Origin of the sequence: Streptomyces sp. NPDC015032, from assembly GCF_043080425.1 — a bacterium.
Lineage (GTDB): Bacteria > Actinomycetota > Actinomycetes > Streptomycetales > Streptomycetaceae > Streptomyces.
This window is the reverse complement of record NZ_JBIBVN010000041.1, coordinates 19,045-34,086: the sequence shown is the minus strand read 5'-3', so window position 1 is coordinate 34,086 and position 15,042 is coordinate 19,045. Positions and strand designations below refer to the sequence as shown.

At 70.0% G+C, this 15,042-nt stretch carries 15 protein-coding genes; 5 read left to right on the top strand and 10 right to left on the bottom strand.

Features of this window, described 5'->3' with window-relative positions; all coding sequences use genetic code 11:
* The first annotated feature begins 251 nt into the window (after nt 1-251).
* The gene (locus ACF08M_RS34970; protein ID WP_392189304.1) at nt 252-983 is read left to right on the top strand and encodes a phosphatase PAP2 family protein; all 732 of its coding nucleotides are present in this window, start codon (nt 252-254) and stop codon (nt 981-983) included.
* 153 nt (nt 984-1,136) lie between these two features.
* Here ACF08M_RS34970 and ACF08M_RS34965 read toward each other — a convergent pair whose 3' ends face one another.
* Both ACF08M_RS34965 and ACF08M_RS34960 read right to left on the bottom strand, forming a co-directional pair.
* Nucleotides 1,137-2,753 carry an FAD-binding oxidoreductase gene (locus ACF08M_RS34965; protein WP_392189303.1) on the bottom strand — a complete coding sequence of 539 codons (1,617 nt, stop codon included), beginning with the start codon at nt 2,751-2,753 and terminating at the stop codon, nt 1,137-1,139.
* Between the two features lie 150 nt (nt 2,754-2,903).
* Nucleotides 2,904-3,092 carry a hypothetical protein gene (locus ACF08M_RS34960; RefSeq protein WP_392189302.1) on the bottom strand — a complete coding sequence of 63 codons (189 nt, stop codon included), beginning with the start codon at nt 3,090-3,092 and terminating at the stop codon, nt 2,904-2,906.
* Nucleotides 3,093-3,223: 131 nt separating this feature from the next.
* Here ACF08M_RS34960 and ACF08M_RS34955 point away from each other — a divergent pair, with 131 nt between their 5' ends.
* Both ACF08M_RS34955 and ACF08M_RS34950 read left to right on the top strand, forming a co-directional pair.
* Nucleotides 3,224-4,141, top strand: coding sequence for a hypothetical protein (locus ACF08M_RS34955; RefSeq protein ID WP_392189301.1), 918 nt, complete (start codon nt 3,224-3,226; stop codon nt 4,139-4,141).
* Between the two features lie 206 nt (nt 4,142-4,347).
* The gene (locus ACF08M_RS34950) at nt 4,348-4,542 is read left to right on the top strand and encodes a hypothetical protein (RefSeq protein WP_392189300.1); all 195 of its coding nucleotides are present in this window, start codon (nt 4,348-4,350) and stop codon (nt 4,540-4,542) included.
* 15 nt (nt 4,543-4,557) lie between these two features.
* Here the strand turns inward: ACF08M_RS34950 and ACF08M_RS34945 are convergent, their stop codons facing one another.
* On the bottom strand, nt 4,558-4,917 hold the full coding sequence (locus ACF08M_RS34945) for a metal-sensitive transcriptional regulator (protein ID WP_392189299.1): 360 nt from the start codon (nt 4,915-4,917) through the stop codon (nt 4,558-4,560).
* A gap of 199 nt (nt 4,918-5,116) precedes the next feature.
* On the opposite strand from ACF08M_RS34945, the gene ACF08M_RS34940 reads away from it, so the two are divergent.
* Both ACF08M_RS34940 and ACF08M_RS34935 read left to right on the top strand, forming a co-directional pair.
* Nucleotides 5,117-5,737 carry a DUF47 domain-containing protein gene (locus tag ACF08M_RS34940; protein WP_114245730.1) on the top strand — a complete coding sequence of 207 codons (621 nt, stop codon included), beginning with the start codon at nt 5,117-5,119 and terminating at the stop codon, nt 5,735-5,737.
* Between the two features lie 5 nt (nt 5,738-5,742).
* Complete coding sequence (locus ACF08M_RS34935; RefSeq protein ID WP_392189298.1) at nt 5,743-6,741, top strand: anion permease; 999 nt, start codon at nt 5,743-5,745, stop codon at nt 6,739-6,741.
* Nucleotides 6,742-6,903: 162 nt separating this feature from the next.
* Here the strand turns inward: ACF08M_RS34935 and pstB are convergent, their stop codons facing one another.
* From pstB to ACF08M_RS34900, 7 genes are all read right to left on the bottom strand, one after another.
* Nucleotides 6,904-7,680, bottom strand: a complete 777-nt coding sequence (gene pstB, locus ACF08M_RS34930) for a phosphate ABC transporter ATP-binding protein PstB (protein WP_392189297.1) — start codon at nt 7,678-7,680, stop codon at nt 6,904-6,906.
* A gap of 27 nt (nt 7,681-7,707) precedes the next feature.
* Nucleotides 7,708-8,793 carry a phosphate ABC transporter permease PstA gene (pstA, locus tag ACF08M_RS34925; protein WP_392189296.1) on the bottom strand — a complete coding sequence of 362 codons (1,086 nt, stop codon included), beginning with the start codon at nt 8,791-8,793 and terminating at the stop codon, nt 7,708-7,710.
* Nucleotides 8,790-9,785: a phosphate ABC transporter permease subunit PstC gene (gene pstC, locus ACF08M_RS34920; RefSeq protein ID WP_392189295.1), complete on the bottom strand. Its 996-nt coding sequence runs from the start codon at nt 9,783-9,785 to the stop codon at nt 8,790-8,792. Before pstC ends, pstA begins: the two co-directional genes overlap by 4 nt.
* A 147-nt stretch (nt 9,786-9,932) precedes the next feature.
* Nucleotides 9,933-11,069 (bottom strand): phosphate ABC transporter substrate-binding protein PstS, encoded by a 1,137-nt coding sequence (gene pstS, locus ACF08M_RS34915; protein ID WP_392189294.1) that lies wholly within the window; start codon nt 11,067-11,069, stop codon nt 9,933-9,935.
* A gap of 203 nt (nt 11,070-11,272) precedes the next feature.
* The gene (locus ACF08M_RS34910; protein WP_392189325.1) at nt 11,273-11,686 is read right to left on the bottom strand and encodes an NUDIX hydrolase; all 414 of its coding nucleotides are present in this window, start codon (nt 11,684-11,686) and stop codon (nt 11,273-11,275) included.
* Between the two features lie 23 nt (nt 11,687-11,709).
* Nucleotides 11,710-12,720: a CHAD domain-containing protein gene (locus ACF08M_RS34905; RefSeq protein WP_392189293.1), complete on the bottom strand. Its 1,011-nt coding sequence runs from the start codon at nt 12,718-12,720 to the stop codon at nt 11,710-11,712.
* Entirely contained in the window at nt 12,707-14,962 is a 2,256-nt protein-coding gene (locus ACF08M_RS34900; protein ID WP_392189292.1) for an RNA degradosome polyphosphate kinase, read from the bottom strand. The genes ACF08M_RS34905 and ACF08M_RS34900 overlap by 14 nt, the downstream gene beginning before the upstream one ends.
* Nucleotides 14,963-15,042 lie beyond the last annotated feature (80 nt).

The following is a 15,042-nucleotide window of genomic DNA, read 5'->3' as shown; positions in this document are numbered from 1 at the left end:
GAACGCGTGCACGGAGCACGTCGTTCCCTGGGTGGACGGGATGAACCGGGCCAGCGGTGCACCGACCAGGCGTCGTCGGCCGGGGAAGTCTTCATGGGCGGAGCCGCCACCGCCGTACCGATCCACGCGGTGCCGATCCACGCATGACCGATCTACCGATCCACGCAGTGATCGAACCGACACGGGGGTTCGTCAAAGCGGTGCACATGGGCGTGCCCCGCGGCAGCAGACAAGGCAAGGGGCCGCAGCAGATGGCTGGACTCGCACTGGATGGGTCGAACCCCGACGTCAGCCTGCTCTACGACATCAACGGACTCGCGAAGTCCGCTCCCACCTGGTTCGACCGGGTCATGGAGTTCGTCGGCGAGTACGGGATCATGCTCGGCATGGTCCTGGTGGTCCTGTGGTGCTGGTGGAGCGTGCGCCGGCGCGGCACGGCCGAGGATTCGGTGACGGCGGTCGCAGGGATCGTCTGGGCACCGCTCGCCGCCGGGATAGCGCTGCTCATCAACATCCCGATCCGCGGCTTCGTGCAGCGACCGCGCCCGTTCAAGGACCACCAGGGGCTGGACGTCCTGGTGGACGGGAAGAACGACTTCTCCTTCGTGAGCGACCACGCCACCATGGCGATGGCTCTGGCCGTCGGGCTCTTCCTGGCCAACCGGAAGTTCGGCATCGCCGCGATCGCTCTCGCTCTGCTGGAAGGGTTCTGCCGGATCTACATGGGTGTCCACTATCCGACCGATGTCGTCGGTGGATTCGCGCTCGGCACGGCGGTCGCCCTGCTGCTCGCACCGCTGGCGATGATGCTGCTGACTCCGTTGACGGCGGCCGTCTCCCGCTCGGACCGGCTCGGCCGGCTCGTGCGGTCGCGCCGTCCGGTGCCGTCGGTGGCGCCCGGCGGACGGGCCGGAACGATCGGGATTCCGGAGCCGCGGCCGGGTACAGGCGGCGGAGGCGGCGAGAAGGGCTTGGCCGCGTAAGAAGCGTTCAGGGGCGCGGGCGCCGCCGGACCAGCGACGATCTGGCGGCAGGGCAGGGCAGGGCAGGGCAGGGCAGGGCAGGGCAGGGCACGGCACGGCACGGCACGGCACGGCAGGGCGATCGTGACGGTGCGTCACGATCGTGGCTCTGCGTCAGAGAGCGTGCGGGAAGGTGAAGAGGCGCTCGGGGTCGTGCTGCTTCTTCAGGCGGGTGAGCCGGTCGGCCGCCGAGCCGTAGTAGGCCCGGCGCCAGTCGGTCAGCGTCGGGTCCGTGTAGTTCTGGTACGCAGCTCCGGACGCATACCGGCGCATCGCCGCATGGGTGTTTTTCAGCCAGTTCTGTTGGGCGCTGCCCGCCGTGCCGGGGCGCCAGGAACCGATGTACTGGGCGAGTACGCGCGAGCGGCGGTGGACGAAGGCCGTTGCCTCCGGAGAGACCCGGTTGATCGCCCCGCCGAGCGCAGTGAGCGCGATGGATCCGCTGCCCCCGCCCCCCGTCACGGGAATCCGGGTGAACGCCGCGGCCCGGTCGAGCAGCGCGCTCACACCCGCCGCGGGCAGGGAGCGGTCGTAGAAGTCGGAAGCGGCGGCGTATGTCTCGCGCTGGAGTGTGCCCTGCGGGGTGCGGCCGGGCGTCGTGCCCGGCAGATGGCACTGGGCGTCGGTGATGCCCGAGCAGCCCGCGTACACGAGCATCGACTCCTGGTAGCTGCGGCGGCGCAGCGACACGGAGGAGGCCGGGGCGCCGATCCGGTCGGCGAGGCGGTCGACGGCGTTCTGCAGGTCGCCGTACGTCCCCAGGCTGAACGCGGCCACCGAGACGGTCGGGTTGACGCCGCCGGGGCCCGCGTTGAGATGTGCGGAGGACCAGATCTCGTCCGGCTGGGACGGCCCCCATTCCTGCCAGGCCGTGACGACGGAACGGGCGCGCGACCAGGGCCATGACATGTACGCGGTGACGGTCTGCGGGGCGGGCCGGGTGCGGAACGTCAGCGCGGTGACCACGCCGAAGTTGCCGTTGCCGGCGCCGCGCAGCGCCCAGAAGAGGTCCGGGTGGTGCGTGGCGTCCACGGTGAGGGTCTTGCCGTCGGCCGTGACGACGGTGGCCGCGGTGAGACTGTCGCAGGTCAGGCCGTATGCGCGGGATGCGACGCCGTGACCTCCGCCGAGGGTGAGGCCGGAGATGCCGACCGTGGGGCAGGAGCCGCCGGGGATCGTCAGGCCGTTGCGGGCCAGGCCCTGGTAGACGTCGATGAGCTTGGCACCCGCGCCGATCCTGCCGTTCTTCTCGACACGGGAGAGTGATGAGACGTCAAGGACGAGGCGCCCGTTGCCGCTGGACCAGCCGGCGTAGGAGTGGCCGCCGCTGCGGATGGACACGGGGGTGGCGGTGCGCCGGGCGAAGGCCAGGCACTCGCGGATGTCCGCCTCGTGCCTGACGTAGGCGACGGCGGCGGGCTTCTGGCCGTCGAAACGGGTGTTGTAGAGCTGACGAGCGGTCGGATAAGCCGCGTCCTGGGGGCGTACGAGGGTGCCGTCGAGGCTCCTGGCCAGGGCGGACCAGTCCGCCGGGCCGGACGGGGCCGACTTGGACCGGGTCGATGACGCCGGTGAGGCGGGAGAGGCGCCCGTTGTGCCCGGTGCGTTTCCGTCGGAGCCGGAGCCGGAGCCGGATGCGCCGCTGCAGGCGGTCGCCGTCGCGCCGGTGAGCGCTGTTGCGGCCCCCGCGAGGAGCAGGGTGCGCCGGGCGGGCAGGGGCAGCGGGTTCATCGGACCTCCGGGTCGGGCGTGCATGGGCCGTTCGGTGGGGGCGCCGGCAGAAAGAGGGGGCCGGCGTAAGGGAGAAAGAGGAAGAGGAAGAGGAAGAGGGGAAGAGGGGGAGGGAGAGGGAGAGGGGGAGGGGGAGCACAGGGCGAAGGGTCAGGGCACGGCGCGGTGTTCCGCGGCGTCCGTGCGGGCCCGGTCCCGGGAGCGGCGGGCCGGGCCGGACCAGCCACAACTGCAGCGGGCGGTGCAGAACGAGCCGCGTTCCGTGGTCGTGGGGTCGTGACCGGCGGACGCGGGGGTGGGGGGTGTCTGCGGTACCTCTTCGGTGTGTTGGGCGTACACCCGTCCACGGTACTGGGCAGGGCCACCCGGCGGTGTGGCGCAAGGGAGTGGCGTGACGGGGGACACGGGCCGTCGTTATGCGGAACGGGTGGGGCTCGGGCAAGCGGTACGTCGTTGGGGGTTGGCAGGCGATGGTGGTGCAGCAGCACAGATCCGGAGGCGGGGCGCGCGCTGTCTGCGCCCTTGCCGTGGCGGGCATGATGGCGGCGACCGCGGGATGCTCGGGCGGCGGTGGCGGCGGTGGCCGTGCCATGGCCGATGAACGGGGCGGTGCCGACTCCCTCGACGCGGTCCACCGCGCGGCCGCGGTGCTCGCGGGTACGGGTGCGAGGACGGCAAGCGGGACGGGCACGGCGACGGTGGCCGGGGCCGGAGACCGGACCGTCACCGCAGGCGCCGAGGTGCGTACGTCGATGGAGACCGCAGCGGGCGGGACGCGGGTGACGATCAGGGGCCGGGGGACGTACGACTTCCGGCACCGGACGGGCCGGCTCACGGTCGTGCTGCCCGCGGACGCCGCCGGAGAGGACGAGCACCGCCCCATCACCGAGCTGCTCGCCCCCGGCGCGCTCTACATGATGAACCGCGGTGCCGGAGTGCCCGAGGGCAAGTGGGTCAGGGTCGATACGACGACCCTGGCGGACGGCAACCTGGTCACCGGCGGCGTGACCGATCCGATGGCCGCCGCCGAATTGCTGTGCGGGGCGCGGCAGGTGACGTACCTGGGGCGGACCGAGCTCGCCGGGGTGGCCGTGCGGCACTACCGGGGTGTTCTGGACATCGCGCGGGCGGCGCGCGAGGCGCCGCCCGCATCGCGTGGGGCACTGACCGCCGCGGCGGCAGGGCTCCGTACGCGCACGGTGCCGTTCGATGCGTATCTCGACGAACAGGGGCGGCTGCGCAAGGTGCGCCACCGCTTCAGTTTCGCCGACAAGGGGCGGGCGCTGGAGGTGGTGTCGACGACGCTGCTCCGCGGATTCGGCGCGCTGGTCTCCGTACGGCTGCCGGACGACCGCGACATCTACACGGGGAAGATCCAGCAGAGATAGCCGGACGGCGGGCGGTGGATGGCGATGGGCGGACCGCGTCGGCAGCGGTCTTGAGCAGCGGCGATCGGCGGGGACGGCCGGGCGGTGGGCGGACAAGGCGGGCGTAGGCAGGGCGACGGGCGCGAAATGGTCCGTCCGTGCCATGCGCGGCGTGTGGTCCGCTCCCTACGCTAGGAAGTCGGCGACGGCAGTGAGAGGTGAGTGACATGGTGATGCTCGGCACGCGGACCGTATCCGACCATGTGGCCCTCGCCGAGATCGAGCTCTGCGGCGAGCTGATGATCGCCGCTTCGGCCGCGATCGGGGAACGGCTCAGTGCGGACCGTATCGACGAGGTGCTGAACGTCCGGGTGATCGCGGAACGGACCACCGTCCCCCGGCAGGCCGACCACCGGGGGTGAGGACGGGGTTCCGCATCAGGTGCGGAGCAGGCGGGCGATGGCCTTCGTGGCCTCTTCGACCTTGGCGTCGATCTCCTCGCCGCCCTTGACCGCCGCGTCGGCGACGCAGTGCCGCAGGTGCTCCTCCAGGAGCTGGAGGGCGAAGGACTGGAGCGCCTTCGTGGACGCCGAGACCTGGGTGAGTATGTCGATGCAGTAGACGTCCTCGTCGACCATGCGCTGCAGGCCCCGGATCTGGCCCTCGATCCGGCGCAGCCGCTTCAGATGCTCGGCCTTCTGGTGGTGATAGCCGTGTACACCCCGGTCGTGGTCGGTGACGGCCGGTTCCGTCGCCGGGGTGGCGGCGGTCGTCCCGGCGGCCTCGGTGGTGGTCATTACTGCCTCCCGCTTTCCCATTACCCTGGCGTTTATATACCCCTGGTGGGTATATCCTAACGAATTCTTCCGAAACGTGACCGGGGGCCCGTGCTGATCACCGTGTCCGATGCGCGACACTGAAGAACGCCGGTTAGCCGTGGCCGGATGATGCACCTAGCATCAGCCTGACCGAATCCAAAGCACCCGAGGACCCCACGTGCGCTTTCGTCTGACCCCCAGGGAGACGAGCTTCTATGACATGTTCTCCGCTTCCGCGGACAACATCGTCACGGGCTCGAAACTCCTGATGGAACTGCTCGGGGCGGATTCTGCCTCCCGAGTCGAGATCGCGGAGCGCATGCGGGCAGCGGAGCACGCGGGGGATGATGCCACCCACGCGATCTTCCACCAGCTGAACTCCTCTTTCATTACGCCTTTCGACCGCGAGGACATTTACAACCTCGCTTCGTCGCTCGACGACATCATGGACTTCATGGAGGAGGCCGTCGACCTGGTCGTGCTGTATCAGGTCGAGGAACTCCCCAAGGGCGTCGCTCAGCAGATCGAGGTGCTGGCCCGGGCGGCCGAGCTGACCGCCGAGGCGATGCCGGGTCTGCGCACGATGGACAATCTCACCGAGTACTGGATCGAGGTCAACCGTCTGGAGAACCAGGCCGACCAGATCCACCGCAAACTGCTCGCCCACCTCTTCAACGGCAAGTACGACGCCATGGAGGTGCTGAAGCTCAAGCAGATCGTGGACGTGCTGGAAGAGGCGGCCGACGCGTTCGAGCATGTCGCCAACACGGTGGAGACCATCGCGGTCAAGGAGTCCTGAACCACGTGGACACCTTTGCGCTGATCGTGACCATCGGTGTCGCGCTCGGCTTCACGTATACGAACGGTTTCCACGACTCGGCGAATGCCATCGCCACGTCCGTCTCCACCCGTGCGCTCACCCCGCGCGCGGCGCTGGCGATGGCCGCGGTGATGAACCTGGCCGGTGCGTTCCTCGGCAGCGGTGTCGCCAAGACCGTGAGCGAGGGGCTGATCGCGACCCCCGAGGGCGACAAGGGGATGGGGATCCTCTTCGCCGCGCTCATCGGCGCGATCATCTGGAACCTCGTCACCTGGTACTTCGGGCTGCCCTCCTCGTCCTCGCACGCGCTGTTCGGCGGCATGGTCGGCGCGGCGCTCGCCGGCGGGACATTGGTGCACTGGGACGGGGTGCTCGACAAGGTCGTCATCCCGATGTTCCTCTCGCCGGTCATCGGCCTCGTCGTCGGCTACCTCGTGATGGTCGCGATCATGTGGATGTTCCGGAAGGTCAATCCGCACAAGGCCAAGCGCGGCTTCCGGATAGCCCAGACGGTCTCGGCCGCGGGCATGGCGCTCGGCCACGGTCTCCAGGACGCGCAGAAGACGATGGGTGTCGTCGTGATGGCCCTGGTCATCGCCGATGTCGAGAGCCCGAGTGACCCGATTCCGGTCTGGGTGAAGATCGTCTGCGCGCTGATGCTCTCGCTGGGTACGTACGCGGGCGGCTGGCGCATCATGCGGACGCTCGGCCGGAAGATCATCGAGCTGGACCCGCCGCAGGGGTTCGCCGCGGAGACGACGGGCGCATCGATCATGTTCGGCTCGGCGTTCCTGTTTCACGCGCCGATCTCCACGACGCATGTGATCACCTCGGCGATCATGGGTGCGGGCGCCACGAAGCGGGTGAACGCGGTGCGCTGGGGCGTTGCCAAGAACATCATCCTGGGGTGGTTCATCACGATGCCGGCCGCGGCGCTGGTCGCCGCCGCGAGTTACGGACTGGTGGCGCTGCTCTTCGGGTGACCGGACGGCGGTGCGCACGGAAACGGTGCGTACGCAAGCGGTGCGTACGCAAGCGGTGCGTATCGGAAATGGGGCCGCCCCCACTCCCTCTGCGGGGAGTGGGGGCGGCCCCTTCGCCTTGCGGTGGCACCGCCATGCAGCACCTCAAGGCCATCCTGGGGGTTATCCGAAACGGCCCGAGATGTAGTCCTCGGTCGCCTGGACGGACGGGTTGGAGAAGATGCGCTCCGTGTCGTCGATCTCGATGAGCTTGCCGGGCTTGCCGACCGCCGCGAGGTTGAAGAACGCCGTGCGGTCCGAGACGCGGGCCGCCTGCTGCATGTTGTGCGTCACGATGACGATCGTGAAGCGCTCCTTCAGCTCACCGATCAGGTCCTCGATGGCGAGGGTGGAGATCGGGTCCAGGGCGGAGCAGGGCTCGTCCATCAGCAGCACGTCCGGCTCGACCGCGATCGCGCGGGCTATGCACAGGCGCTGCTGCTGGCCGCCGGAGAGGCCGGAGCCCGGCTTGTTCAGCCGGTCCTTGACCTCGTTCCAGAGGTTGGCGCCGCGCAGGGACTTCTCGACGATGTCCGAAAGCTGGCTCTTCTTGTACGAGCCGTTCAGCCTGAGGCCCGCCGCGACGTTGTCGAAGATCGACATGGTCGGGAACGGGTTCGGGCGCTGGAAGACCATGCCGACCGTGCGGCGCACGGTGACCGGGTCGACGTTCGCCCCGTACAGGTTCTCGTCGTCCAGCAGCACCTTGCCCTCGACGCGGCCACCGGGGGTGACCTCGTGCATACGGTTCAGGGTGCGCAGGAAGGTGGACTTGCCGCAGCCGGACGGGCCGATGAAGGCGGTCACGGAGCGGGGCTCCACGGTCATCGAGATGTCCTCGATGGCGAGGTGGGAGCCGTAGTAGGCGGACAGGCCGCTGACGTCGATGCGCTTGGCCATCTGAATCACTGCTTCTTTCGTGCCGCGTCAGCGGCCGGTCTTCGGGGCCTTCCAGCGGGCGATGCCGCGGGCCACCAGATTGAGGATCATGACGAAGGCGATCAGGACCAGCGCGGCGGCCCAGGCACGGTCGTACGACTGGTCGGTACCGACCTTGTACTGCTCCCAGATGTAGAAGGGGAGCGAGGACTGTGCACCCTGGAACGGGTTGGTGTTGATCAGCTGGCTGCCGAAGACCAGCAGCATGATCGGCGCGGTCTCGCCGGCGATGCGGGCGATCGCGAGCATCACACCGGTGGTGATGCCGCCGATCGCGGTCGGGAGGACCACCTTCAGGATGGTGCGCCACTTCGGGACGCCGAGGGCGAGCGATGCCTCGCGGAGCTCGTTCGGGACGAGCTTGAGCATCTCCTCGGTGGAGCGGACCACGACCGGCATCATCAGGATCGCGAGCGCCAGCGCACCCATCAGACCGGACGGCTGGGTCTTCGTCATCAGCATGAGCGACAGGATGAAGAGGCCCGCGACGATGGACGGGATGCCCGTCATGACATCGACGAAGAAGGTCACGGCCTTGGCCAGGGTGCCCTTGCCGTACTCCACCAGGTAGACGGCGGTCAGCATGCCGATCGGGGCGGAGATCAGGGTGGCGATGCCCACCTGCTCCAGCGTTCCGATCAGGGCGTGGTAGACACCGCCGGTCGGCTCGGAGCCGAGCACACCGGCCATCGAGTGGCTCAGGAAGTAGCCGTCCAGGCGCTCCGCGCCGCGGCTGACCGTCGTCCACAGGAGCGAGGCGAGCGGCACGACGGCCAGCAGGAAGCAGACCCAGACGATGCTGGTGGCGAGCCGGTCCTTGGCCTGGCGCCGGTTCTCGACGACCGAGGTCGTGATGTACGAGATGACGACGAAGAGGAGGGCGGAGACCAGCCCCCACTGGGTACGGCTCTGCCAGCCCGCCGCCATTGCGGTGCCCACGCCCAGCGCGATCGCGACGACCGCGAAGGCGAGGGGGGCCCAGCGGGGGAGTGTCCGGCTGCTCAGGCCGGTCGGCCGGGCGGGCGCCACCGGGGCGGGGCGCTCCTGTATGCCGGTGTTGGCTGCCTGGCTCATGCGTTGGCCCCCGAGTATTCCTTGCGGCGGGCGATGATCAGCCGGGCCGCGCCGTTGACCAGCAGAGTGAGGACGAAGAGCACGAGGCCCGAGGCGATCAGGGCGTCGCGCCCGAACTCGTTGGCCTCGTCGAACTTCGCGGCGATGTTCTGGGCGAAGGTGCCGCCGCCCGGGTTGAGCAGGTGCCCGGAGATGATGAAGCTCGGCGACAGGACCGTGGCGACGGCCATCGTCTCGCCGAGCGCACGGCCGAGGCCCAGCATCGAGGCGGAGATCACGCCGGAGCGGCCGAAGGGGAGCACCGAGAGGCGGATGACTTCCCAGCGGGTGGCGCCCAGGGCGAGGGCGGCTTCCTCGTTCATCCGCGGGACCTGGAGGAAGACTTCGCGGCTGACGCTGGTCACGATCGGCAGGATCATGATCGCGAGCAGGATGCCGACGGTGAAGAGCGAGCGGGCGACGCCGACCTCGGTCTTCTCGAAGAGGTACGTCCAGCCGAAGAACTGGTCGAGCCAGAGGTTCAGGCCCTCCAGATACGGGACCAGGACGAGGGCGCCCCAGATGCCGTACACGATGCTCGGCACTGCGGCGAGCAGATCGACGACGTACGCGAGGGGCGCGGCCAGCTTGCGCGGCGCGTAGTGCGAGATGAACAGGGCGATACCGACAGCGACCGGGACGGCGATGGCCATCGCGATGACCGAGCTGACGATCGTGCCGAAGAGGAGGACGGCGATGCCGAAGACCGGCGGGTCGCCGGCCGGGTTCCAGTCCAGGGTGGTGAAGAAGTTGCCTTCGTTCTCGGACACGGCGAGCGAGGCGCGGTAGGTGAGGAACACGGCGATTGACGCCATGATCACGAGCAGCAGAATGCCCGAGCCCCTGGAAAGGCCCAGGAAGATCTTGTCGCCCACGCGTCCGGACTTGGTCCCGGCGCGCTTGCGCGCCACCGGCGGTGCCGGCGGCGTTTCTATCGGTGTGGTGGAGGCCATGGTCTTTCCGGTCTGTGTGGGGGAGCGGTCGGGCTCCCCTGGCGGCGGTGCACCGGATGGGTGGTGGCGGACCGGTCCGGAGGGGTGCACCGGACCGGTCTGCCGGATGTTGCTGGTGTTGCTGAAGGTGTTGCTTGCCCGTCCCGGTTAGGAGAGGGAGGCGATGGTCTCGCGGACCTTGCTGTTGATCTCGGCCGGGATCGGCGCGTAGCCGGCGTCGGTGAGGAGCTTCTGGCCGTCGTCACCGGCGGTGTAGTTCAGGAAGGACTTGACCGTGGGCAGGGTCTCGGCCTTGTTGCCCTTGTCGCAGACGACCTCGTACGTCACCAGGACGATCGGGTAGGCGCCCTCGGCCTTGGTCGTGTAGTCGAGGTCCAGCGCCAGGTCCTTGCCGGTGCCCTTGATCTTGGCGGCGGCGATGGCCTTGGAGGCGTTCTCCGGGGTGGCCTTGACCGGGGCGGAGCCACCGGTGGCGATGTCGACGGTGGAGATCGACTGCGAGGTGGCGTAGCTGAGCTCGAAGTAGCCGATCGAGCCGTCGACCTGCTTCACCTGGGAGGCGACACCGGAGGAGCCGGACGCGGCCTGGCCACCGGGGGCCGGCCACTTCTTCTCGGCCTCGTACTTCCAGTCGCTCGGGGCGGCCGCGCCGAGGTACTTGCCGAGGTTCTGCGTGGTGCCGGAGTCCTCGGAGCGGTGGAAGGCCTGGATGGCCTTGTCCGGGAGCTTCGCGCCGCTGTTGAGCTTGGCGATCGCCGGGTCGTTCCACTTCTTGATCTTGCCGTCGAAGATCTTGGCGAGGGTGGGGGCGTCCAGCGTGAGGTTGTCGACGCCTTCCAGGTGGTAGCCGATGGCGATCGGGCCGCCGACCATCGGGAGGTTGATGCCCTGGCCGCCCTTGCAGATCTTCTTCGATTCGGCGACCTCTTCGGGCTTCAGCGCCGAGTCGGAACCGGCGAAGCCGACCGTGCCCTGGTTGAAGGCGACGATGCCCTCGCCGGAGGAGGACGACTTGTAGTTGATCTCGACGCCGGAGCACCCGGCCATGTAGTTCTTGGCCCAGAGGTCCATGGCGTTCTTCTGCGCGCTGGAGCCGGAGGCGGGCAGCTGACCCTTGGCGCCGTCGCACTTGATGTTCGACGCGGCGCTCGTCTTGCCGCCGTTGCCGCCGGTCGCGGCGCCGCTGTTGTCGTCCGAGCCGCACGCCGTGAGGACCAGGGCGCCGGAGACGGCGAGGGCACCGAGCGCGGTGGCACGAAGCCGGTTCTTGCGCTGAAGCTTCACTTTTCGGGTGTTCCTTCCAGGAGCCGCCGAGGTCTCTTCGTTCTACGACGGCGTGCGACGGGGTGGGTGCTCCGGCGTTCGCGCGGCGCACCATGCACTGACGAAGTTAGGCAGAACAGGTGAAGCGGCCTACGGGAGAGAGTGAACGGAAGGTGAACCGTGTCGGACGGCGCGGTTCCGGAGGGCGTCGGGCGCCCGGCCGGTCAGGCGCTCGGCACATCCGTCGCGAGCAGGGCGTCCAGCACGTCCCGGTCGTGGGCCCGGGTGAGGAGGGCCCGGGCCGCCGCCGGGGCGAGCCAGCTCACCCGGTCGACCTCGGCGTTCGGCTCGAAGGCGCCGCCGGTCGCCTCGGCCGCCCAGTAGGCGACCTCCTTGGGACGCCCGTTCACGAGGTACCGGACCGTGGGGAGCGCGGCGCCCGGCGCGCAGTGGTGGCCGGTCTCCTCCAGGACCTCGCGCCGGGCGCAGTCCAGCGTGGACTCGCCGCGCTTCAGCTTGCCCTTCGGATGCGACCAGTCGTCGTACCGAGGCCGGTGGACCAGGCAGATCTCCAGCTCGCCGGAGTGCTCGGACCGGCGCCACAGCACGCACCCCGCGGCGAGCACGGGCCCGCTCACCGCCCCGGTCGCGCGCGGCCCGCTCACGGCGCGCTCACCGCCGCGTTCGCATACGGCCAGCTCTCCCGGAACACATTGCGGGCCGCCTCCACCTCGTGGCGCTGATCGGCGTGGAGCACCCCCAGGGCGTACGCGGTCGCGGGCGCGATCCGGGGGGTACGGGCCGCCGACGACGCCGCCGCGGCCGCTTCCGCCGCGTCCCGGTGCAGATTGAGGGCGTGCCCCGGCGCGGCCAGGACCGGGTCGGGGGCGCCCCGTACCACCTCGTGGGCGTACCGGTGCAGCCGCAGCAGCAGCCGGGCCCGGTGCCAGGGCGCGTCCTGCGCCTCGTTGTACGGCTCGACCGTCTTGTCCGAGGAGAGCGCGGCCACCGCGCCGAGCAGCTGTTGCTCGGCCCGGTCGGCGGGCCCGTGCAGCATCTCCTCGGCCGGAGCCCCGGCCGCCGCGGCGAGCGGGACCTCGGAGGCGAGCAGCGCGACCGCGTCGGCCACCGCGTGGAAGCGGGAGGAGCCGAGTGCCTGGAGGGCCGCGGAATGGGCGCGGGTCCGGGCGAGGGTCAGCTGCCGTTCGAGCAGCGCACCGGCCCGGGCCGCGCCGACGCCGAGGGCGGCGCGTTCCTTGTCAGGGGCTCCGGCACCGACTCCGCCGGTGCCGGAGCCCGCGCGGGCGGCGGGCAGTGAGATGCCGGACAGGGCGTGCAGCGCTTCGAGGAGCCGGTTCAGCCGGGTCGCGTAGGCGTGCTCCCGGGCCAGGGTGCCCGAGAGCCAGGCCAGTTCGGTGCGGAGCTGCTCGGCCCAGGCCGGGTCCAGCGCCGCCCGGAAGGTGTGCAGTGTCCCGCCGATCCGGCGGGACGAGCGGCGCAGCGCGCCGGCGGCCTCCTCGGCGGTGTGGCTTCCGGCGTCCGTGGGGGCGCTGGTCTCGCGGCGCAGGCGCAGGCTGCGCAGGAATTCGGCGGCCTGTTCCTGCAGGTAGGGCGCGAGCACCGCCCCCGCTGTAAGGTCCGCCTGCGTCGTCTGCTGGTCATGGCGTCGCACGCCGGCGCCTCCGGGCGTCAATGAGCATTTCCTGTACGTGCCGCAGCGGCTGGCCGTCCGCGTCCGTGGCGTGCCGGGTCCAGTCCCCGTCGGGACCGAGGTGCCAGGAGGAGGTGGTGTCGGCCATGCCGGTCTCCAGGAGACGGCTGAGCGCGGCGCGATGGGCGGGGTCGGTGACCCGGACCAGTGCTTCGATCCGGCGGTCGAGGTTGCGGTGCATCATGTCGGCGCTGCCGAACCATACTTCGGGTTCGCCGCCGTTGCCGAACGAGAAGACCCGGGAGTGTTCGAGGAAGCGCCCCAGTACCGAGCGGACCCGGATGTTCTCGGAGAGGCCGGGGACGCCGGGGCGGATCGCGCAGATGCCGCGCACCCAGATGTCCACCGGTACGCCCGCCATCGCGGCCCGGTAGCAGGCGTCGATGACGGCCTCGTCGACCATGGAGTTGACCTTGATGCGGACGTAGGCGGTCCGTCCGGCCCGCTGGTGCGTGATCTCCTTGTTGATCCGGGTGATCAGCCCGTCGCGCAGGGACCTCGGCGCGACCAGGAGGCGGCGGTAGGTCTCGCGGCGGGAGTAGCCGGAGAGCCGGTTGAAGAGGTCCGAGAGGTCCGCGCCGACCTGCGGGTCGGCGGTCAGCAGGCCGAGGTCCTCGTACAGCCGGGCGGTCTTGGGGTGGTAGTTGCCGGTGCCGACGTGCGAGTAGCGGCGCAGCGTGTCGCCCTCCTGGCGGACCACGAGCGAGAGCTTGCAGTGGGTCTTGAGGCCGACGAGCCCGTAGACCACATGGCAGCCGGACTCCTCCAGCTTGCGCGCCCACTTGATGTTGGCCTGCTCGTCGAAGCGGGCCTTGATCTCGACGAGTACGAGGACCTGTTTGCCGGACTCGGCGGCGTCGATCAGGGCTTCCACTATCGGGGACTCGCCCGAAGTCCGGTACAGGGTCTGCTTGATGGCCAGGACGTCGGGGTCGGCGGCGGCCTGCTCCAGGAACGCCTGGACGGAGGTGGAGAACGAGTCGTACGGGTGGTGCAGGAGTACGTCGCGTTCGCGCAGGGCGGCGAAGATGTCGGGCGCGGAGGCGGACTCGACCTCGGCGAGATCGCGGTGGGTGCCCGCGATGAACTTGGGGAACTTCAGCTCGGGCCGGTCCAGGGACGCGATGCCGAAGAGCCCGGTGAGGTCGAGCGGTCCGGGCAGCGGGTAGACCTCGGCGTCGGACACCTTCAGCTCGCGGATCAGCAGGTCCAGCACGTACGGGTCGATGGACTCCTCGACCTCCAGGCGGACCGGCGGGCCGAAGCGGCGCCGCATGAGTTCCTTCTCCAGGGCCTGGAGGAGGTTCTCGGCGTCGTCCTCCTCGACCTCCAGGTCCTCGTTCCGGGTGACCCGGAACATGTGGTGGGCGAGGACCTCCATGCCGGGGAAGAGCTCTTCGAGGTGGGCGGCGATGACGTCCTCTATGGGCACGTACCGCTGCGGCGACGTCTCCAGGAAGCGGGTCAGCAGCGGCGGCACCTTGACCCGGGCGAAGTGGCGGTGGCCGCTGACCGGGTTGCGTACGACGACGGCGAGGTTGAGCGAGAGGCCCGAGATGTACGGGAAGGGGTGCGCCGGGTCGACGGCGAGGGGGGTCAGCACGGGGAAGACGCGCTGCCGGAAGAAGGTGAACAGGCGGGCCTGCTCCTTCTCGGTCAGCTCGGGCCAGCGGATCAGCTGGATGCCCTCGTCGGACAGGGCGGGGGCGACGTCCTGCTGGTAGCAGGCGGCGTGCCGGGCCATGAGTTCGCGCGAGCGGGTCCAGATCAGATCGAGGACCTCGCGGGGCTGGAGTCCGGAGGCGGAGCGGGTGGCGACGCCGGTGGCGATACGGCGCTTGAGTCCGGCCACCCGGACCATGAAGAACTCGTCCAGGTTGGAGGCGAAGATGGCGAGGAAATTAGCCCGTTCGAGGAGGGGCGTCGCGGGGTCCTCGGCCAGTTCGAGCACCCGTTCGTTGAACGCGAGCCAACTGCGTTCCCGGTCCAGGAAGCGCCCGTGCGGCAGCTCGTCGCCGTCGACGTCGGGTTCGTACGCGTCGACATCGGCGTCGATGTCGGGATCGAGGTCGGCCCGGGTCGAGAGTTCGGCGCCGTTGGACGAGGCGGAGGCAACGGCGTGCGGCCGGTGCGCGGCGAGCGTGCCGACCGACGGCTGGACGGGTGTCTGGGCCGGGACCTCGGAGCTGGGCTGCTGGCTCATGGCCCCATTCTTCCGCGTCGGGGGCTCCGAGGGCGCGCCGGAGAGCCCGGAGATCGCGGGGAAGGCGCGGTCCCTGTGGT